General features: G+C 66.5%; 14 protein-coding genes, 3 tRNA genes and 1 pseudogene. 12 read left to right on the top strand and 6 right to left on the bottom strand.

Annotated features, from left to right (window positions below):
- The 3 genes from DAD99_RS05270 to DAD99_RS05280 form a co-directional block, all read right to left on the bottom strand.
- Positions 1 to 738, bottom strand: a complete 738-nt coding sequence (locus tag DAD99_RS05270) for an ABC transporter ATP-binding protein (protein ID WP_193340653.1) — start codon at positions 736 to 738, stop codon at positions 1 to 3.
- On the bottom strand, positions 735 to 1,346 hold the full coding sequence (locus DAD99_RS05275) for a PadR family transcriptional regulator (RefSeq protein ID WP_193340654.1): 612 nt from the start codon (positions 1,344 to 1,346) through the stop codon (positions 735 to 737). The genes DAD99_RS05270 and DAD99_RS05275 overlap by 4 nt, the downstream gene beginning before the upstream one ends.
- A gap of 120 nt (positions 1,347 to 1,466) precedes the next feature.
- Positions 1,467 to 2,450 carry an NAD(P)H-quinone oxidoreductase gene (locus tag DAD99_RS05280; protein ID WP_193340655.1) on the bottom strand — a complete coding sequence of 328 codons (984 nt, stop codon included), beginning with the start codon at positions 2,448 to 2,450 and terminating at the stop codon, positions 1,467 to 1,469.
- Between the two features lie 109 nt (positions 2,451 to 2,559).
- Here DAD99_RS05280 and DAD99_RS05285 point away from each other — a divergent pair.
- Both DAD99_RS05285 and DAD99_RS05290 read left to right on the top strand, forming a co-directional pair.
- Positions 2,560 to 2,647: transfer RNA gene (locus DAD99_RS05285), tRNA-Ser, on the top strand.
- Between the two features lie 149 nt (positions 2,648 to 2,796).
- Positions 2,797 to 3,563, top strand: a pseudogene (locus tag DAD99_RS05290) (VOC family protein).
- Between the two features lie 31 nt (positions 3,564 to 3,594).
- Here the strand turns inward: DAD99_RS05290 and DAD99_RS05295 are convergent.
- Positions 3,595 to 5,604, bottom strand: a complete 2,010-nt coding sequence (locus DAD99_RS05295; RefSeq protein ID WP_193340722.1) for an FAD/NAD(P)-binding domain-containing protein — start codon at positions 5,602 to 5,604, stop codon at positions 3,595 to 3,597.
- 75 nt (positions 5,605 to 5,679) lie between these two features.
- On the opposite strand from DAD99_RS05295, the gene DAD99_RS05300 reads away from it, so the two are divergent.
- The 4 genes from DAD99_RS05300 to DAD99_RS05315 all read left to right on the top strand — a co-directional run bounded on the left by DAD99_RS05300 (position 5,680) and on the right by DAD99_RS05315 (position 10,368).
- Entirely contained in the window at positions 5,680 to 7,980 is a 2,301-nt protein-coding gene (locus DAD99_RS05300) for a prolyl oligopeptidase family protein (protein ID WP_193340656.1), read from the top strand.
- A 101-nt stretch (positions 7,981 to 8,081) separates the two neighbouring features.
- Positions 8,082 to 8,492 carry a GNAT family N-acetyltransferase gene (locus tag DAD99_RS05305; protein ID WP_227007693.1) on the top strand — a complete coding sequence of 137 codons (411 nt, stop codon included), beginning with the start codon at positions 8,082 to 8,084 and terminating at the stop codon, positions 8,490 to 8,492.
- Positions 8,493 to 8,640: 148 nt separating this feature from the next.
- Positions 8,641 to 8,728: transfer RNA gene (locus tag DAD99_RS05310), tRNA-Ser, on the top strand.
- Between the two features lie 158 nt (positions 8,729 to 8,886).
- Complete coding sequence (locus tag DAD99_RS05315; protein WP_193340658.1) at positions 8,887 to 10,368, top strand: MFS transporter; 1,482 nt, start codon at positions 8,887 to 8,889, stop codon at positions 10,366 to 10,368.
- Here the strand turns inward: DAD99_RS05315 and DAD99_RS05320 are convergent.
- On the bottom strand, positions 10,292 to 12,472 hold the full coding sequence (locus DAD99_RS05320) for a RecQ family ATP-dependent DNA helicase (RefSeq protein ID WP_193340659.1): 2,181 nt from the start codon (positions 12,470 to 12,472) through the stop codon (positions 10,292 to 10,294). The genes DAD99_RS05315 and DAD99_RS05320 overlap by 77 nt on opposite strands.
- 96 nt (positions 12,473 to 12,568) lie before the next feature.
- Here DAD99_RS05320 and DAD99_RS05325 point away from each other — a divergent pair, with 96 nt between their 5' ends.
- The 4 genes from DAD99_RS05325 to DAD99_RS05340 all read left to right on the top strand — a co-directional run bounded on the left by DAD99_RS05325 (position 12,569) and on the right by DAD99_RS05340 (position 16,256).
- Positions 12,569 to 13,987, top strand: coding sequence for a phosphomannomutase/phosphoglucomutase (locus tag DAD99_RS05325; RefSeq protein WP_193340660.1), 1,419 nt, complete (start codon positions 12,569 to 12,571; stop codon positions 13,985 to 13,987).
- A complete protein-coding gene (locus tag DAD99_RS05330) occupies positions 13,974 to 14,489 on the top strand; it encodes a hypothetical protein (RefSeq protein ID WP_227007694.1) in 516 nt (171 codons plus the stop codon). Before DAD99_RS05325 ends, DAD99_RS05330 begins: the two co-directional genes overlap by 14 nt.
- 17 nt (positions 14,490 to 14,506) lie before the next feature.
- Entirely contained in the window at positions 14,507 to 14,956 is a 450-nt protein-coding gene (locus tag DAD99_RS05335) for an Rrf2 family transcriptional regulator (protein ID WP_185262562.1), read from the top strand.
- Between the two features lie 139 nt (positions 14,957 to 15,095).
- Positions 15,096 to 16,256 carry a globin domain-containing protein gene (locus DAD99_RS05340; protein ID WP_193340661.1) on the top strand — a complete coding sequence of 387 codons (1,161 nt, stop codon included), beginning with the start codon at positions 15,096 to 15,098 and terminating at the stop codon, positions 16,254 to 16,256.
- A 135-nt stretch (positions 16,257 to 16,391) separates the two neighbouring features.
- On the opposite strand, the gene DAD99_RS05345 is transcribed toward DAD99_RS05340, so the two are convergent.
- Positions 16,392 to 18,218, bottom strand: a complete 1,827-nt coding sequence (locus DAD99_RS05345) for a phosphoenolpyruvate carboxykinase (GTP) (protein WP_193340662.1) — start codon at positions 18,216 to 18,218, stop codon at positions 16,392 to 16,394.
- A gap of 274 nt (positions 18,219 to 18,492) precedes the next feature.
- Between DAD99_RS05345 and DAD99_RS05350 the strand changes: the two genes are divergently transcribed.
- Together DAD99_RS05350 and DAD99_RS05355 are read left to right on the top strand one after the other, a co-directional pair.
- A tRNA-Arg gene (locus DAD99_RS05350) sits at positions 18,493 to 18,566 on the top strand.
- A 260-nt stretch (positions 18,567 to 18,826) separates the two neighbouring features.
- On the top strand, positions 18,827 to 20,341 hold the full coding sequence (locus tag DAD99_RS05355; RefSeq protein ID WP_193340663.1) for an NAD(P)/FAD-dependent oxidoreductase: 1,515 nt from the start codon (positions 18,827 to 18,829) through the stop codon (positions 20,339 to 20,341).
- Positions 20,342 to 20,361: the final 20 nt, after the last annotated feature.

Genomic DNA, 20,361 nt, shown 5'->3' on the forward strand with positions numbered 1-20,361 from the left:
TCAGTTGCCGGCCTGCGCGAGGAGCATGGCGGGATCGTGCATGGCAGCCGCCTGGTCAATGATCCGGCCATCCCGGAGGAAAACCACCCGGTCAGCCCACGCGGCATGCCTGGCCTCATGGGTCACCAGCATCACGGCCGCGCCGGCATCCGCACGCCCGCGGAGCACTTCCATCACGCCGTGGCCGGTAGTGGAATCCAGGGCTCCCGTAGGTTCGTCGGCCAGGATCAGCCGGCGGTCGCCCACGATGGCCCGCGCAATGGCCACCCGCTGCTGCTGGCCGCCGGACATCTGGTCCATAAAGCGGTCCGCGAGTTCCGGGATTCCCACCTGCCGCAACGCATCCAACGCCTGGCGTTGCGCCTTCCGGGTGGCCGTCCCGTCCAGTTCCAGCGGCAGCGCCACGTTTTCAGCCGCGGTCAGGGTGGGGACAAGGTTGAAGTCCTGGAAGACGTAGCCGACGGCGCGGCGGCGCAACCGGGCGAGTTCGTTCAGTCCCAGCCCGCCCAGTGGCGTGGACTCCACAAAGACACCGCCCGACGTCGGCCGGTCAAGTCCCCCGGCCAGCGCGAGAAGGGAGGATTTCCCGGAACCTGACGGGCCCATCACGGCGACGAACTCGCCGGCGCTGATACTGAGGTCAACCTCGCGCAACGCGGCGACCGCCGTCGCGCCTTCACCGAACGTCCTGCTGACCTTGGCGAGTTCCAGGACCTGCTGCGGCCCCTGGACGCTCATCGGCGATTGTCCGCGATGAGCGGGGCAGCCTCTTCCACAGTGACCCCGTTGGACGATTTACGTGGTGATCCGTGGCCTGCGGTCTGCGCCTGCTGCAGCATCCGGGCCTCGCAAAGGTCCAGCCAGCGGACCTCCGCTTCCGTCTGGAAGATCAGCGAGTCCAGCACCAGCAGCCAGGCGGTATCCGCCGCCCGCTGGTTGGCGGCCGTGTCGCGGCGGGCCTTGGTGTAGTCCTGCAGCGCCCGGATGGACGCCACCCGCTGGGCCTGGATGATGGACTGCACATCGACGCCGGGCAGCGTGACTGCGAGCGCCAGTTTGATGGCCAGCTCGTTCCGGGGCGGGTTGTTGCGCTCCACGGGGGCGGCAAACCAGTTCTGCACTTCCGCCTTGCCCGCAGGGGTGATGCTGTAGACGACGTGGCCTTCGCCGTCACTGCCGTCATTGCTGACCAGGCCGTCGCGTTCCAGCCTGTCGAGCGTGGTGTACACCTGCCCGATGTTCAAGGGCCAGGTGGACCCGGTGCGGTTTTCGAACTCAACCCTGAGCTGGTAGCCGTAACGCGGCTGGTCCTGCAGCAGGGCGAGGAGGCTGTGGCGGATGGACATGATGCTCCTAGCGGGGGCGTGAGCGTCGGTATGCACGGACCCCCAAGACCCGTGCATACCGCGTATAGAGTGAGGCTAACCCAGTCCGCCAGGCAAAGCAATACTCAGTATCTACCCGGGCTACATCGCCAGCAGGATCTTGCCCACATGGTCGCCGCTATCGAAGTACCGGTGCGCGGCCGCGGCCTGGTCCAGCGGGAAGGTTTTGGCCACCAGCGGGCGGATCCGGCCGTCCGTAATGAGGGGCCACACGGATTCGCGCACCGCGTTCATGATGGCGCCCTTCTCCGCCACCGGGCGCGGCCTCAGTGCCGTGGCCACCACTGCCGCACGCTTGCGCAGGAGCTGGCCAAGATCCAGCTCGCCCTTGGCACCGCCCTGCAGGCCGATGACAATGAGCCGGCCGTAGTCAGCGAGCGCATCAACGTTTTGCGCCAGGTACTTGGCACCGACGACGTCGAGGATCACGTCGGCACCCTTGCCGCCGTTCTGCCGCCGCAGGCTGTCCGGAAAGTCCTCTTCGGTGTAGTTGATGGCGATGTCTGCGCCCAGGAACGCCTTCGCCGTCCCCACCTTTTCCGCTGTCCCCGCGGTGGTAGCCACCCTGGCACCGAAGGCCTTGGCCATCTGGATGGCCATGGTGCCGATCCCGCCGGTGGCGCCGTGGATCAGGACGGTCTCTCCCGCCTGCAGCTGCGCCGTCATGATCAGGTTGGAGTAGACCGTGGCTGCGACTTCCGGCAGCGACGCAGCCGTGACCACATCAACGCCGTCGGGAATCCGCAGGACCTGCTCCGCCGGCACCGCAACCTGCTCCGCGTAGCCTCCGCCGGACAGCAGAGCCACTACTTTGTCCCCCACGGAGAACGCTTTGGTGACGCCCGGACCGAAGCCGGCGATCCGCCCGGAGACTTCCAGCCCGGGGATCTCGGAGGCACCGGGCGGAGGCGGGTAGAAGCCCCGGCGCTGCTGCACGTCTGCCCGGTTCAGGCCGGCGGCGACGACGTCGATCAACACCTCGCCCTGCCCGGGGACTGGAGCCTCGACGTCGCGGACTTCCAGCACTTCCGGACCGCCGGGTTCGGTAATGTAGACGGCTTTCATGGCGGACTCCCGTTTTCTAGCTGATTCGTGCCCCAGAACCAGTGTGCACCGGACGCACGGCAGACTCTGTTTTGTTGCAGCCAACTGCCTATGAAACACTACTCGTTAGGGAAGGTTGTCCGAGCGGCCGAAGGAGCTAGTCTTGAAAACTAGTGTGCGGTAACCCCGTACCAAGAGTTCGAATCTCTTACCTTCCGCGAATGGAACCCCGGCACGCCACATGATGGCGGGCCGGGGGTTCTTCGTTTAACCGGCCCCTGGGCCGGAATGGCGGACCCATTGAAACTGTCGGGGCCCGGACATAGGGTCGTTCCTGCCGCTACCCATCGACAGAAAGAGCCCCACCATGCCTTCACCCGAGATCTCCCCCGGCGCTCCCTGCTGGATCGACCTCATGACATCAGACATCGCCGCAGCCCGCCAGTTCTACGGCGAACTCTTCGGCTGGGAATACGAGACCGGAGACGCGGAGAAGTACGGCGGTTACACGACCGCGCGGAAGAACGGCAAGACCGTAGCCGGGCTGATGCAGAAGGATGCGGACCAGGCCGGCATGCCTGACGTCTGGTCCACCTATCTCCGCTCGGACGACGCCGAGGCCACCGCGTCCGCCGTCGCGGCCAATGGCGGCCAGGTCTACATGCCGCCCATGGATGTTCCGGAACAGGGCCACATGGCCATCTTCGGTGATGCCACCGGCGCGGCCGTCGGCGTGTGGCAGCCGCGCGAAATGAAGGGGTATGAGCTCGTCGCCGAGCCCGGCGCAGCCGCATGGCACGAGCTCCACACCAAAGACTACGACGCCGCCGTGAAGTTCTACCAGGACGTGTTCGGCTGGGACACTGACGTATGAGCGATACACCGGATTTCCGGTACACCACCCTGGGCGCCGGGGACTCCGCCAGGGCGGGCATCCTGGACGCCTCCGGGTACCTGCCCGCTGACGTTCCGTCCAATTGGCAGGTCTACTTCAACGTCGAAGATGCGGACGCTTCGGTTGAGAAGGCTGTTTCGCTCGGAGCCACCGTCATTGACGGGCCGGAGGATTCTCCGTTCGGCCGCCTCGCCTCGCTGGCCGACCCCACCGGAGCGATGTTCAAGATCATCGCATAAATGAATTCCGTTGAAGAAATAGCGGCAGGCTTCAGCGCCCGAGGATCGCCTGCGCGATTTCGTCGGCGTCGCGAAGGGTCCGCTGCCCGCTGGCGTACGTGGGGCCGCCAGGCTGGAGCGCTTCCGCGGCAATGGCCGTGCCCCACTGGGTGGCCGATAACTGCAGGCCCAGCACAAACAAGCCTTCCGTGACCGAGCCGTTGGCCGCCAGCGGCCGGTACGGGTGCGGCGCAACGTCGAGCCCGGTGGCCTGCACCGGCGCGCCTTCCGCCGTCATCATCAGCCGGGGCCGCACCATCCCGTCCGCTAGGAGCTGTTCCAGCAGCGGTGAATCGTTCGCGGACACGCGGTTGGCCGGCGCGAGGGCCTCCACCATGGTCTTCGCCGCCACCGGCGGACCGCTCACCCAGGGTGAGACGGCGGCAAAGCGGCCAGTCCGTCGGTCCACACTGAACCGGGGATCTGGCCCCACAAAGCTGACCACGCCGGCGCGCACCAGGGCGGCCAGCTGTTCAGCGCGCAGCGCGGGCGGCCCGCTGGCCAGGCCCTCCACAAACGACTCAAACCAGCCACGCAGGCCGGCCACCCAGGACTCATCGGTGATGCCGCCGTCGGCCACTGCCGTTTTCAGCACCGCGCGCCCGTGATGCAGGGCGCCGATGGCCATCTTCACCGGGTCCTCCTCGCCGAGGGCGGAGCGGCGGGCGTCATCGAGCAGGTACTCGACGACGGCGGCATCCAGTTCAGCGCGCGATCCGAAGGACCTGCCCGCCAGGGGAGAAGCGAGTCCCGGCAGGTCCAGCCGGTGCCGCGGCCCGACGTGCACGGCCAGGACGCTCTCCACCGCGGCCTCCCAGTTGACGGCGCTGTGGGCATGCGGGCGCAACGCCTCATCCAGCGCGGCCAGGAACGCGGATGCGTCGGGGACAGCCGCCGGCTGCGAGCGCACCAGGGTGGAGTAGTAGGCCCAGAGTGTGTCACGCTGCAGAAGGGGCCAGAGATCGTGGTCGAAACCCGGGCGGATCCCGGTGGCCGCGAACCGCTCCAGCGCGGCCTCGGTCAGGTACCGCAGGGTGACCGACGCCGGGTAGTAGCCGCCCAGCGCCGCCTTGGCCCGGTACGGGGTGCCGCGGCGGGAGCCGGCAATGATCCGGGGCTCGTGGCCGGAAGGCTGATAGTCAAGCCGGGTTCCGGCGTCGATGAACTTTCCGCCGCGGCCCTCCGTGAGCTGGCCCATCACGTCGAAGAAGTTCAGCCCCATACCCCGGACCAGAACCGGTTCGCCGGCCGGAACCGCGGCCCAGTCGACGTCCGCCGGGACGGCAGGCGGAAAGTAGCTCAGGCCCAGCTGTGCGGCCGATGCCTGGAGTTCGCGCTGCTCAGGGTTCAGCCGGGACGCAAGGTGCCCCAAGGCCAGCACCACGGAATCGACCGTGAGCGAACCTCCGTCGCCGAGTCCGACGTCGAACGTTCCGGTATATGGGATTGCCTCCCCCGGGGTGTCGTCATCTGCGGTGCCGTCCCCCGGCGTCCGGGCTGTTCCGTCGCGCGACGGGCGCACCGATACGGCCGTCGTTTCGTGGAAACTGACGGTGACGCCGTCGGGCAGTTTTGCCGTCAACTCGTCCAGCGTGCAGCGCAGGTAGCGGCCGTACAGTGCCCGGCTGGGGAAGTCCCGCGATCCCAACGCAGCCAGTTCGGACCGCTCGTCCAGCGTCAGGGCAGGCATCGGCTCACGCTGCTGGCGGGCTCGCCAGCGGTCGAACGTGGTGCCCGCGACGGGCGGAGCCAGCCGGGGGTCCTCCGGGATAACCGTGGGATAGAAGGACTGGGTGTTCATGAGGTAGAGCCGGGACTGGCCGGGCTGCCAGACATGCCCCGGACCTGCCGGATAAGGGTCGATGACGTCGATATGGAGGGCTGCGGAGCCGGCATGGGCGGCGGAGTGTGCCGCCGCGTGTGCGAGCAGGCGCTCCAGGACACTGGTTCCCCGGGGTCCGGCGCCGATGATGGCTGTCCGGATGCTCTTCGATTTACCCACGGCATCCAGAGTATCGGCATGCGCCTCAGGCACTTGACTTGCCTACGGCGCGAAATTGTTGTTTGGATGGGGCGCATGACCACCACTGCAGCTGATCAAGCGCCCGGTTCATCGCCCGCCCCCGAACCCACCGATGAGAACGTCTGGCTGGAGGAAATCTACGGCGAGGCACCGCTTGCCTGGGTCCGGGAACAGAACGCACGCACCGAGGACCTCCTGGAGGACGCCGATTACGCAGGCCTGGAAGGAAGCATCCTGGAGGTGCTGGACTCCATGGACCGGATCGCCATGGTGGGCAAACGCGGCGAGTGGTACTACAACTTCTGGAAGGACCAGGCGAACCCGAAGGGGCTGTGGCGCCGCACCACCTGGGAAAGCTACCTGACGGACTCCCCCGACTGGGATGTCCTGCTGGATGTGGATGCCCTTGCCCACGCGGAGGGTGAAGAGTGGGTGTTCCACGGTGCCACGTTCCTGCGCCCTGCCGCCGGCGAACCATACCGACTGGCCCTGCTGGCACTCTCCCCCGACGGCGGCGACGCCAACCGCTACCGCGAGTTCGACGTCCTGACCCGCACGTTCGTTGACCCGGCCAGCGGCGGTTTTGACCTGCCGACGGCGAAGGGGAACGTCTCGTGGCTGGACGCGGACACACTGCTGGTCGCCTCCACGGCCGGAAACCTGCCGCGGACCGCCTCCTCCTACGCCCGGACCGCCGTCACCCTGCGGCGAGGCGAAACCCTCTCCGCGGCTGCCCGGCTTTTTGAGGTGCCGGACTGCCACATGATGGCCGTGGTGGCGCATGATTCCACTCCCGGTTTCGAGCGCACGTTCGCCGTGGACTACATCGATTTCTACAACCGCAGCACGTTTATCCGCTGGGACGACGCCTGGCTGGAGATTGACGCGCCGACAGACGTTAACCTCAGCGCGCACCGCGAGTGGCTCCTGTTCCGGCCGCAGCAGGACTGGTCCCTGGACGGCACGACGCACCCCGCCGGTTCCTTGTTGGCCGCGAAGTTCGAGGGCTACCTTGCCGGCTCACGGGAGCTCTTGGTGCTTTTTGCCCCGGATGCGCACACGTCGCTGCAGTCGTGGAGCTGGACCCGGAATTTCCTGCTGCTGAACCTGCTGCGGGACGTCTCGTCCGAAATCCGGGTGCTGGATCCCTCCGCGCCGGGCGCAGCGTCCGACGGCGGCGCGACCAACGGCGGCGCGACCAACGGGGGCACAACCAACGGGGGCGCCTGGGCTTCCTCATTGCTGGACGCCTGCCCGCCGCTGCACGACGTCAACGCCTACGCGGTGGATGACGAAGACGAAGGACCGGCCGACGGCGGTGCCGGCGACGACTTCTGGCTGGTCGCCACCGGCTTCACCACCCCCAGCACACTGATGCGCGGAACGCTGGAGCGCGCTGGTTCCGGCAGCACTGATGAGGTGAGCACTGATGAGGTGAGCACTGGTGTGGTGAGCACTGGTGTGGTGAGCCATCATGCGGAAGTGAAGGCGTCGCCGTCGTTCTTTGACGACCACCAATACGAGGTGCAGCAGCACTTCGCCGTGTCCGCGGACGGCACCCGGGTCCCCTACTTCCAGGTGGCTTCGCGGGACCTGGTCCTGGACGGGCAGAACCCCACACAGCTCTCCGGCTACGGCGGCTTTGAAGTCTCCCGGACCCCTGCGTACAGCGGAACAGTTGGCCGTGCTTGGCTGGAACGCCGGACCGCCACTTCTGGCGTGCCCGGCGAGGCAGCGCACTCCCGCGGCGGCGTCTACGTGGTGGCCAACATCCGCGGCGGTGGCGAATACGGGCCCTCATGGCACCGGGCCGCGCTCAAGGAAAACCGGCACCGCGCCTTCGAGGATTTTGCCGCCGTGGCGCAGCACCTCGTCCACCGTGGCGTTACCTCCCGGGAGCGGCTAGGCTGCGTGGGCGGGTCCAACGGCGGGCTGCTGGTGGGCAACATGCTCACGACTTACCCGGACCTTTTCGGAGCCGTCTCCTGCGGCGTTCCGCTGCTGGACATGAGGCGCTACACGAGGCTCTCCGCCGGGCACTCCTGGATCGCCGAATACGGCGACCCGGACGTGGCGGCGGAATGGGAGTACATCAAGGCCTTCTCGCCGTACCACCTGCTCAGGGACGGTGTGGAGTACCCCGAAACATTCATCTGGACAGCCACGTCGGATGACAGGGTGGGACCGGTCCAGGCCCGCAAGATGGCTGCCCGGATGCAGGCGATGGGCATCCCGAATGTCTGGTTCCACGAGGCGCTGGAAGGCGGCCACGCCGGGGCGTCGGACAACCGGCAGGCCGCCGCTCTGCAGGCCCGCAGCCAGCACTTCCTGTGGCGGACGCTGGCAGGCGGATGAGCGTAGTGGCCTGCGTGGACGTCCGGCGGGCCAGACCGGCTGATGCCGTCCAACTGGCCGAAGTCCACACCCAGTGCTGGCAGCAGACCTACCCTGGCTTGATGTCAGACGCCTTCCTGGCTGCCCTGAAACCGGCCGACCGGCTGCCGATGTGGTGTCAGCTGTTGTTTGCCCCCGAGCCGGCCGCCTGGGTGGCGTGCGTGGACGGTTCAGTGGTGGGGTTCTCCGCAACCCGCACAGTGCCGCGAGGGGACACCGATCAGGATTTGCCCACCTCAGGGAGCCTGGAGCTGTGGGGGCTGTATCTGCTTAAGTCCCATCAGAGCCTCGGTCTGGGACGCAGGCTGCTTGAGGCTGCACTCGGCGCAGGGCCCGCCAGCCTCTGGGTGGCCGCGGGAAATGGCAAGGCCATCGGATTCTACGAACGGCTGGGATTCGCTCCTGACGGGGCCGAGAACCGCGTGGCAGATTGGGAAGACCTTCACGAAATCAGGATGATCCGCTCCCGCTAACCCGCTCCCGGCGCAGGTCTTCCGCAGGTCTTTCCGCCGGCAGGCGGCGCCCCGGAGGTTGTGGGCCGGGCCGGGGACAGGCGTTCGGCGGCCGTTTTGCACTGCGTGCCCCGTTCTGCGTATCCTTGGTGGGCTAGTAATAGCCATTGGAGACGTGCCAGAGCGGCCGAATGGGCTTCACTGCTAATGAAGTGTGGGGCACAACTCCACCGGGGGTTCAAATCCCCCCGTCTCCGCGTTTGGCCCCGGTCCTGGACCGGGGCCTTTTGCGTTCCCGGGGCAGGAGCCGGGCGTGATCGCGGGCGGGAGCCGGGCGTGGTCCGCGGGCAGGGCTGACGGTCCGGGGTGCGGACGCCAGAGGCTCCACCCGGGGCGGCGGTGGCAGGATAGTGGAATGGCAGCAAGCAACGCCCCAGGGATGGAAACCAGCACAAGCCAGTCGTGGAATCCCCGCCTGGCGCTACTGGTGGCTGCCACGTTCTTTATGGAGTTCCTGGACGGCACCATCCTGACCACCGCCATCCCCAACATCGCCAGCGACTTTGGCGTTCCGGCCGCGGACGTAAACATCACCATGACGGCCTACCTCATGACCGTGGCCATGGGAATTCCGCTCAGCGGCTGGCTTGCTGAACGCGTGGGGGCGCGCAAAGTATTCTGCGTCGCAATTGCCCTCTTTACGCTCGCCTCGTTGGCCTGCGCCGTCAGCCCCGACCTGACCGTGCTAACGCTGAGCCGGATCCTGCAGGGCGCCGGCGGGGCCATGATGGTTCCTGTTGGCACCCTGCTGGTACTACGCGGCACACCCAAGTCCGAACTCCTGCGCGCCACGGCCTTCCTGGTGTGGCCCGCGTTGCTGGCTCCCGTACTGGCGCCGCTGGTGGGCGGCGCCTTGACCACCTACCTGTCGTGGCACTGGATCTTCCTCATCAATCTTCCGCTGGGCGCGGCTGCCTTCATCGCCGCACTGAGGCTGGTTCCAACCGGCGCAGGGGACAGCACCCGCCGGCTGGACTGGCTGGGCCTGCTCCTCACCACAACCGGCGTGGGCGCCCTGGTGGTGGGCCTGGAACTGGCCACCGTACACCCCGACGGTCCATGGGCTGCATTGAGCGCCGCTGCAGGCGGGTGTGCCCTCACGGCGGCCGTACTGTGGATGAGGCAGGCCAAAAATCCTCTGTTCGACCTCAGCGTTTTTTCGACGCGCACATTCCGGGCCATGGCTACCGGCGGGTTTGTCTACCGCTTGACCATCAGCTCGGTGCCGTTCCTCCTGCCGCTTATGTTCCAGACCGGCTTCGGCTGGTCGCCCCTGCACGCAGGAATCATGGTGGCGGCCGTGTTCATCGGCAACATAGGCATCAAGCCGGCCACCACGCCGCTGATCCGACGTTTCGGTTTCCGGGCCATGCTGGTCTTCGGCTCCCTGGCCTCGGCGGTGACCTTCGCACTGTGCGCCCTGCTCACTCCGGACACGCCGCAGGCCCTGACTTTCGCCTTGCTGGTCTGCAGCGGGGCTTTCCGCTCCATCGGCTTCTCCGCCTACGCGTCAGTGCAGTACGCGGACATCGCGCCCGCCCAGCTGACGTCGGCCAATGCCGTGTCGGCGACCCTGGTGCAGCTCGCTGCAGGGGCCGGCATCGCTGTTGGCGCTCTGCTGATCCGGATTTTCGACGGCGCGGGGGCCTTCCCCGCCGATCACGCCGGCCCCTTCCGCGGGGCCTTCCTCACCATGGCCGTCCTGATGCTCTTGAGTACGGCGGACAGCCTGTCACTGCACCGGCAGGCTGGCGCCGAGGTCAGCCGGCCTGGGCAAGCACCAGCGGAAGAACAGCCCCCGCCCCCGCCTGGCGCAGGGCACGTCCAGCAACGGTAACGGTCCACCGGCTGTCCACGAGATCGTCTATCAGCATCACGCCCTGGCCCCGAAGTGATGCCATGGCCACGTCCAGCTCCGGCCCAACCACCACACGGTCCCAGACGCCCGCGAGCCGGTACGCACTGTTGCCGCCGCGGCTTCCCGTGGGTCCGCCGTGGCCCAGGGCCAGCTCGCCAAGGTAAGGGATCCGGCCGATTTCAGAAATTCCCTGGGCAAGGGACCGGACCAGTTCGGGCTTGCTGCGGGAAGGCATGCTGACGATCGCGGCCGGCCGTCCTGCACCGCTCCAGCCCGGGTTCCGGCCGTCACCGGTAGCCCATTCCCGCAGGACCTGGACACAGGCCTGCAGCATGGCGGGATCCACCGGCCGGTCCGCGGCGCCGGCCGCGAAAAGTTCCCGCAGTGCGCCGCCCCAGCCGAGATCAGTCAGCCTGGCCAGCACGCGGCCGTCCGCCAGCCCTTCGTCCGGCTTGATCTTGCCCTTAACCGGAACGCCCAGGCGGTCCATGCCGCTGGGCCACTGCAGCCGTGCCTCCAGGACGCCGCCGGCGCGGGTGAGTGTCTGGCCCGCCGCTGCCGTGGCATCCGCGGCTATGTCAGCCCGGAACCAGCGGCCTGCGCAGTTATCGCACTTCCCGCAGGGGTGCGCGGTCTCATCATCGAGGACCGAGGTGATGTATTCCATCCGGCAGCCGGCGGTGTCCTGGTAGATCACCATGGAGTCCTGCTCATCCACCCTGGCCTCGGCGATCCGACGGTAACGCTCGGCGTCGTAGATCCAGGGCTGGCCTGTTGAACGCCACCCGCCACCGACCCGTTCCACGGCGCCGTCCACGGCCAGGACCTTCAGCAGAAGCTCCAGCGGAGTGCGGCGGAGATCAACACGGGCCTCCAACGCAACCGTTGACACGGCAGTTCCGGCCTCAGCCAACGCCGTCAGCACCGCTGTGGCTTTTTCCTCCGAAGGCATGGAAGCGGTGGCGAAGTACTGCCAGATATCCCGGTCCTCAGAACCGGGCAGCAACAGGACATCTGCGTTCGCCGCGCCACGGCCCGCTCGGCCCACCTGCTGGTAATACGCCACGGGGGAAGACGGTGCCCCGAGGTGGACCACGAAGCCAAGGTCCGGTTTGTCGAAGCCCATGCCGAGCGCCGAGGTGGCCACCAGCGCCTTGACCTGGTTGTCCTTGAGCATCTGCTCTGCGCGCTCCCGGTCAGCGGGATCGGTCCTGCCGGTGTAGGCCTGCACGGTGTGCCCGGCTTCGGCGAGAAGCCGGGCTGTGTCCTCCGCGGCGGAAACTGTCAGCGTGTAGATGATGCCGCTGCCGGGCAGGTCGGCCAGGTGCGTCAGGAGCCAGCCCAGCCGTTCGCGCGAATTCGGGAGGGTGAGGACGCCCAGCCGCAGGGAATCACGGCCCAGGGTTCCGCGGATGGTGAGGACCCCCGCGCCAAGCTGTTCCTCGATGTCGTGGACCACGCGCGAGTTCGCCGTGGCAGTGGTGGCCAGGACAGGAACGGACTCCGGCAGCTGGGTGATCAGGTCAGCGATCCGGCGGTAGTCCGGCCGAAAATCGTGGCCCCAGTCCGAAATACAGTGTGCCTCGTCAATCACCAGCAGGCCCGTCCGCCGAATGAGCTCCGGCAGCTGGTTTTCGCGGAAGGACGGGTTGGTGAGCCGTTCCGGCGACACCAGCAACACGTCGACTTCATCGGCGGCGAGCTGTTCCCGGACGGTGTCCCATTCCAGCTGGTTCGCCGAGTTGATGGCCACAGCACGCACTCCGGCGCGGGCAGCGGCAGCTACCTGGTCCCGCATCAGGGCTAGCAACGGCGAAACGATCAGGGTAGGGCCGGCCCCGCGGCGCCGGAGCAGCAGGGACGCCACAAAGTACACCGCCGATTTTCCCCAACCGGTACGCTGGACCACCAAAGCACGCCGGCCGCCGTCTACCAGCGCTTCAATCGCCTCAAACTGTCCGTCGTGGAAATCCGCCTCCGGATGCCCCACAAGTTCGCGGAGAACCTCCAAAGCCTGGCTTTTTGTGGCGGACGGTGAGTCAGGGGAAGCGGAAAGAAGGGCGGCGTTCTGGGTATCGACCATTGATTCAGTATCCCAGCCCGCACCGACACCCATAAAGCCGGGACCTCCGTATGTGGACAACCGGGAAGGTCCGCGGGTCCACGTAAGATAAGACCCGTGACTAGCGAACAGACAAAGACTTTTGACCTCTCGGCATCCTTCAAGGCCTACGACGTCCGGGGCATCGTGGGCGAATCCATCACCGCTGAAATCGTCGAAGCCGTGGGCGCCGCGTTCGTTGATGTCCTGGAACTGGAAGGACAGACGATCCTGGTGGGCGGCGATATGCGTCCCTCCTCTCCCGAGTTCGCCAAGGCTTTCGCCGACGGTGCGGCCACCCGCGGAGCCGACGTCAAGCTCCTTGACCTGATCTCCACCGATGAGCTCTACTTCGCCTGCGGTTCCCTCAACGCCGCCGGCGCCACGTTCACCGCCAGCCACAACCCTGCCGAATACAACGGCATCAAGATGTCGAAGGCAGGCGCGCAGCCCATCTCCTCCGAATCAGGCCTCAAAGAGATCCAGGCACTCGCCGAGCAGTACCTCAACGAAGGCTCCATCCCGGCGGCCCCCGCCCGCGGCCTGATCGGCGTCCACGACGTCCTGAAGGACTACTCCGAGTACCTCCGCCAGCTGGTGGACCTCTCCGGATCCCGCCCGCTCAAGGTAGTTGTCGACGCAGGCAACGGCATGGCCGGCCTCACCACACCGGCGGTGCTGGGCAACGCCCTCCTGCCCAAGCTGCCGTTCGAGATCATCCCCCTGTACTTCGAGCTGGATGGTTCCTTCCCGAACCACCCGGCAAATCCCCTCGAGCCGGAAAACCTCCGCGACCTGCAGGCGGCCGTCATTGAGCACGGCGCCGATCTCGGCCTGGCATTCGACGGCGACGCCGACCGCTGCTTCGTCATCGACGAAAAGGGCGAGCCTGTGTCGCCGTCGGCCGTCACCGGTATGGTGGCACGCCGCGAAATCGCCCGCGCCCAGGCGCAGGGCGAGGCGACGCCCACGGTCATCCACAATCTGCTCACCTCCCGTGCAGTGCCGGAACTGGTAGAGCACGACGGCGGCCGCGCCGTCCGCACGCGCGTGGGCCACTCCTTCATCAAGGCAGTCATGGCCGAGGAAGGTGCCGTGTTCGGCGGCGAGCACTCAGCCCACTTCTACTTCCGCGACTTCTGGAACGCAGACACCGGGATGCTCGCAGCCATGCACGTGCTCGCTGCCCTCGGCGAGCAGGACGGACCGTTGTCCGAGCTCGGCCGCGAGTACGAACCCTATGTCTCCTCCGGCGAGATCAACTCGGAGATCCAGGACAAGGCCGGCGCCGTGAAGCGTGTCCACACCGACTTCGCCGCCGAGGACATCACCGTGGACACCATGGACGGCAGCACGTTCACGGCAAATGACGGCAGCTTCTGGTTCAACCTGCGCCCGTCCAACACGGAACCCTTCCTCCGCCTGAACGTGGAAGCAACGGACCGGTCCACGATGGAACGCGTCCGCGACCGCGTGCTCTCCAATGTCAGGCGCTAACCCGGAAGTGGCCTACGAAGCCACAGAAACCGACGGCCCGGCTGCGGTGGCTTCCTGGCGGGATTCCGTTCCGGAGGCCTCGGCCACGGACCTGGAAAACCTACTGGGCACAGGCGTCGGCGCAGCCCAGGAACAGCTCGAGCGAAACGGCGGCTTCCTGCCGTTCGCACTGGTGGTGGAGAACGACGGCGAAGTCCGCCTCGTGGCCGTTACACCGGCTGATGCCCAGGGCGGCTCCGACGCGGACTTCGACGCGGACACGATGATCAGCGACCTCACCGAGCTGCTCCGGCAGAACCGGGCTGATTTCCGCGCAGCCGCTATTGTCTGCGACATCCTCTTGATCGAGGAAGAAACAGATGCCATCCATGTGGCTGCCGAACACCGCGATGGATCCGTCTTCGCCGCGGTCCTCCCCTACGCCGCCAACACCGGGACGCACGAATGGGAGTTTGGCCAGCTCGCCGCTGACACCAGCGAACCCACCGTCTGGGTGGACTAGACCGCGCCCCGGTTGCCATGAAAATCAACGCCTTCGCAGACGTCAGCCTCCGGGCGCTGATGGTCCTGGCCGCCGCGCCCGGGGCCACCCTCCTGACTACACAGAACATCGCCGATGCCGTGGGCACTCCGTACAACCACGTCAGCAAGGCGATGGCCAAACTGCGGACACTGGGCCTGATCGACGTTGAGCGCGGCAGGTCGGGCGGATCCCGGCTCAGCCCCGCTGGCCGCCGGGCAACGGTGGGCCAGGTCCTGCGGGACCTTGACACCCGGACGGATGCGGCCGATTGCGTCGCGCCGGGCGGCGACTGCCCGCTGATCCACGAATGCACGCTTCGCGCCGCGCTGGCCCGCGCCCGCGAAGCGTTTTACCGGGAACTTGATGGAGTTGTTGTGGCCGAACTTCCCGGCTCGCGGCAGATGGCACCCGTCTTCCAGATGATCGGCCTGCGCCCCGGCCTGTAGCCCCGCGCCGCGCCCACCTCACCGCCAATTTGATTCCAACTTCTACGAGGTGTAGAACTTGAGTTACGAATATGCGCATTTTAAATGTAAGTATTCACGTTGACCGGGTGAAAGCCCGGCCCCTATCGCAGGAGTACACATGCTCTCGGACAAATCCCGCCCCGTCATTGAGGCCACACTGCCGCTCGTCGGTTCCCGGATCGGCGCCATCACTCCCAAGTTCTATGCACGGCTGTTCGCCGCCCACCCGGAACTGTTGGATGGCCTGTTCAGCCGCTCCAACCAGCGCTCGGGCGACCAGCAGCAGGCGCTGGCCGGAAGCATCGCCGCTTTCGCCACGCACCTGGTCAACAACCCGGGCACCCTCCCCGAAACCGTGCTGTCCCGCATCGCCCACCGGCACGCGTCACTCGGCATCACTGAGCCCCAGTACCAGGTGGTCTACGAGCACCTCTTCGCGGCCATCGCGGAGGATTTGGCCGAAGTCATTACCCCGGAAATCGCCGAAGCTTGGACCGAGGTGTACTGGCTGATGGCCGACGCCCTGATCAAGATCGAAAAGGGCCTTTACGCAGCACAGGCCAACGGCAAGATGTGGACGCCATGGAAGGTTGCCTCAAAGAACCATGCCGGTATCGGTTCCATGACCTTTACGCTGGAACCTGCAGACGACACCCCGGTCACGCCCGCCCTGGCCGGCCAGTACGTCAGCGTCAAGGTCCAGCTCCCCGACGGCCTGCGCCAGGTCCGGCAGTACTCACTTTCGGGCGATGCAGGTACGAGCCGCAGCTTCACCACCAAGCTCGACGACGGCGGCGAGGTCTCCCCTGTGCTGCACAACGCCGTCGAGGTTGGCGACGTCCTGGAAATTTCTAATCCCTACGGCGAGATCACGCTGAAGGGCGGCGACGGCCCGGTGGTCCTGGCATCGGCCGGCATCGGCTGCACGCCGACGGCATCGATCCTCCGGTCCCTCGCCGAGTCGGGCTCCGACCGGCAGGTGCTGGTGCTGCACGCGGAAAGCACGCTGGACAGCTGGGCGTTGCGCGGTCAGATGACGGACGACGTCGAACGCCTGGACAGCGCTGACCTACAGCTGTGGCTGGAAGAGCCACGCGACGGGGCCAACAAAGGCTTTATGTCCCTGCGTGAAGTGGACCTGCCCGCCAATGCGTCACTGTACCTCTGCGGGCCACTGCCGTTCATGAAGCACATCCGCAACGAGGCCATCAACGCCGGCATCCCGGCCACGAAAATCCACTACGAGGTCTTCGGACCTGACATCTGGCTCGCCAGCTGATCCGATACATGGATGGGCCCACGCCGGCAGGGTTCCCTGGCCGAGCATGCGGGGCCAGGGGGCCGGTGGGGAACGACGGCGGCCCCGCACCTTTATTGCAAAGGTGCGGGGCCGCCGTCGTGATTAGCGGGGGACTCAGCCCAGGCGGGACTTCAGGCCGGCAAGCTCGGACTGCAGCGCCTCGGGGAGGGAACCGCCGAAGTTGGCGTACCACTCCTCGATGGATGCGAGCTCGGTGGCCCACTCTGCCGGGTCGACGCGGACAGCCTCTTCGACCTGTGCGGGCGTCATGTCCAGGCCCTTAAGATCGATGGATTCGCCCGTGGGGACAAAGCCGATGGGCGTCTCGACGGCGTCTGCCTTGCCTTCCAGGCGCTCGATGGCCCACTTGAGGACGCGGGCGTTATCGCCGAAGCCAGGCCAGGCGAAGCCACCCTCGGCCGTGCGGCGGAACCAGTTGACCAGGAAGATCTTGGGCAGGCGTTCCGGGTTGCCCTTGGCGGACAGATTGACCCAGTGGTTCAGGTAATCGCCGGCGTCATAGCCAATGAAGGGCAGCATGGCCATGGGGTCGCGGCGCACAACGCCTACTGCTCCGGCTGCAGCGGCAGTGGTCTCCGAGGACAGCGTGGAGCCCATGAAGATGCCGTTTGACCAGCTGCGGGCCTCGGTCACCAGGGGGATGGTGGTCTTGCGGCGGCCGCCGAACAGGATCGCGGAAAGCTCCACTCCGTCCGGGTTGTTGTACTCCTCGGCCAGCATGTCGATCTGGTCGATCGGCGTGCAGAAGCGCGAGTTCGGGTGGGCGGCCGGCTTATCGGAGTCCGAGGTCCAGGAATTGCCCTGCCAGTCGGTCAGGTAAGCAGGCACTTCCTCAGTCATGCCCTCCCACCACACGCCGCCGTCGTCGGTCAGTGCGACGTTGGTGAAGATGCTGTTGCCTTTGGCGATGGCGCGCATCGCGTTGGGGTTGGTGCCCCAGCCAGTGCCCGGGGCAACGCCGAAGAGGCCGGCCTCGGGGTTAACGGCGCGGAGTTCACCTTCCTTGCCGAACCGCATCCAGGTGATGTCGTCGCCAAGGGTTTCCACCTTCCAGCCCTCGATGGTGGGATCGAGCAGCGCGAGGTTGGTCTTGCCGCAGGCGGACGGGAAGGCAGCCGAGACGTAGTACGTCTTCTGCTCCGGCGACGTCAGCTTCAGGATGAGCATATGCTCGGCCAGCCAGCCTTCGTCGCGGGCCATCACGGAGGCGATGCGGAGGGCGTAGCATTTCTTGCCCAGCAGCGCGTTGCCGCCGTAGCCGGAACCAAAGGACCAGATGGAGCGCTCCTCGGGGAAGTGCACGATCCACTTGTCCGGGTTGCACGGCCACGGCACGTCGGCCTGGCCGGCTTCGAGCGGCGCACCCAGGGAGTGCAGGGCCGGCACGAAGAAGGCATTGGTCTCGGTGATCCGGTTCAGGACGTCGGTGCCGATGCGGGCCATGATACGCATCGAGGCAACAACGTAGGCGCTGTCGGTGATCTCGACGCCGAACTTGGGATCTTCGGCATCCAGATGGCCCATGACGAACGGGATCACGTACATGGTGCGGCCGCGCATGGAGCCGCCGAACAGTCCGCGCAGCTTCTGCTTCATTTCGACCGGGGCCATCCAGTTATTTGTGAAGCCGGCGTCGTGCTCCTTCTCGGAGCAGATGAAGGTCTGCTCTTCCACACGGGCTACGTCCGCGGGATCAGAGAATGCAGCGAAAGAGTTAGGGAAGAGCTCCTGGTTCAGGCGCGTCAGCGTCCCTGCTGCGACGAGTTCGTCAGTGAGACGCGTGTTTTCCTCTTCGGTACCGTCAACCCAGTGAATGCGGTCCGGCTGAGTAAGTTCAGCAACCTCTTCGACCCATGCCAGCAGGCCAGCATGTGTGGTGGGTGCCTTCTCAAGCAGCGGCAGTCTTGCGAGATCGCCCATTGCGGTTCCCTTCCTCGGGTTCATCGGTGTGGACTAAATGCTATTGGCCGCCAAGGGACCCAAACTGGACCAGCCGTGCACGTTGGTGGGCGTTTGAACCGAAAACCGCGCAAATTCAAGGAAAAAGCGGACAAATCGGTGGAATTAAGTGACGAAGGTCACCTAGACCGGTCTAGTTGGCTAGATTACAGGCTTCTCGATTTGGAACTCCGGCCCTCCCTCGCGTAAAGTAATTCGAGGTTCGGGGAGCAAGAAACTCCGCGAAACACAAGATGCGCCCATAGCTCAGCTGGATAGAGCGTCTGTCTACGGAACAGAAGGCCGGGGGTTCGAATCCCTCTGGGCGCACAGAGCAAGGCCCGTATCGGTTCGCCGATACGGGCCTTTTGTCATTTAAGTTACGCCCCGGGCGGCACCCGTCTTCAGCTTCGGGAACTGCCGGGGCAGGCCGACGGAAATGCGTCACTTCTGGTCGCAAACCCCTGCACCGCCCCTGGATTCGCGCGGGTGAGCCCGCCACGCGTGGTCAAATGTTACGCAGTTCTGCGTCACAGGATTGACGACGGCGGCACTCCCCGCCTCAAGGGAGGCGGGCGTAGGCTGGACGAATGACGCCTGCAACGCTGCAACGTGAATTCGATGTCATTGTGATCGGCGCCGGTGCCGTGGGGGAAAACGTCGCCGACCGGGTGGTCCAGGGCGGCCTGACGGCCGTCCTCATTGAAGCCGAACTGGTGGGCGGCGAATGCTCATACTGGGCCTGCATGCCATCCAAAGCCCTGCTTCGACCAGGCACGGCCCTGCACGGCGCACAGTCCGTACCGGGCGCGGTGGAAGCCATCACCCTGACACTGGATGCAGCGGCAGTCCTTAAGCGCAGGGACTACTTCACCGCAAACTGGCAGGACGACAGCCAGGTGAAGTGGCTGGAAGATGCCGGGATTGAGCTGATCCGCGGCCACGGCTGGATCACCGCACCACGCACCGTTGAAGTAGCCGGGCTGGACGGCAACACTTACGAGCTCAAGGCCCGTCACGCCGTCGTCCTCGCCACCGGCTCAAGGCCAACTACACCTCCCATCGACGGACTGGCGGACCTGCAGGTCTGGGGCACCCGCGAAGCCACCTCGGCCAAGCAGGTACCGGAGCGGCTGGCTGTGATCGGCGGCGGCGTGGCGGGCACAGAGCTGGCGCAGGCGTTCGCACGCCTGGGCTCGGACGTGACACTGGTAGCCAGGAGCGGACTGCTGGGCACGTTTCCCGCGGAGGCCAGCAGGCTTGTGGTCGCGGGGCTGCGGGCGGACGGCGTTGCGGTCCGCCTCAACACGTCCACCGAAAGTGTCCGGGAAAACGACGACGGCACGTTCACCCTCACGGTTCAGGACGGGACGCCGGACGGGCGAACCACTGTCACGGCCGACAAGGTCCTCGTTTCAACCGGCCGGCATCCCGCCCTCGAAGGCCTCGGCCTGGAAAGTTTGGGCTTCGAGGCCCGGGACGGACAGCCGCTGAAACTCACCACCGACTCCACTGGCCTAGTCCAGGGCATCCCGGATGCGCCGGGCACCCAGAACGTTCAGGACGATGAGGGCTCGGATGGAGAGTATCCCTGGCTCTACGCCGTTGGCGACGCCGCCGGCAGCAACTTTTTCACCCACCAGGGTAAGTACGAGGCCCGCGCTACCGGCGACGCCATCGCGGCCCGCGCCAAGGGCGAGCTCCGCGGCACCCCAGGGCCCTGGAGCCGGTACGCCCAGACCGCCAACCAGCATGCCGTCCCCAGCGTGGTGTTCACCGACCCCGAGCTGGCGGCTGTGGGGCGCACCGTGGAACAGGCGAAGCGGGACGGCTACAACGTAGCGTCCGTGGAACTGCCCATCGAGGTGTCGGGTTCGTCCCTGCATTCCGAACACTACGAAGGCTGGGCGCAACTGGTGGTGGACGAGGACCGCCGAGTCCTGCTGGGAGCCACTTTCGCCGGCCCGGACGTGGGTGAGCTGCTGCACGCCGCCACCATCGCCGTGGTGGGCGAGGTCCCGCTGGAGCGGCTGTGGCATGCGGTGCCGTCGTTTCCCACCGTCAGCGAGGTGTGGCTGCGGCTCCTGGAAAAGTACGGCCTGTAGTCGGGGCCGCAAGTTCCCGC

Source organism: Pseudarthrobacter sp. AB1, from assembly GCF_014926485.1.
In the GTDB taxonomy this organism is placed as follows: Bacteria; Actinomycetota; Actinomycetes; order Actinomycetales; family Micrococcaceae; genus Arthrobacter.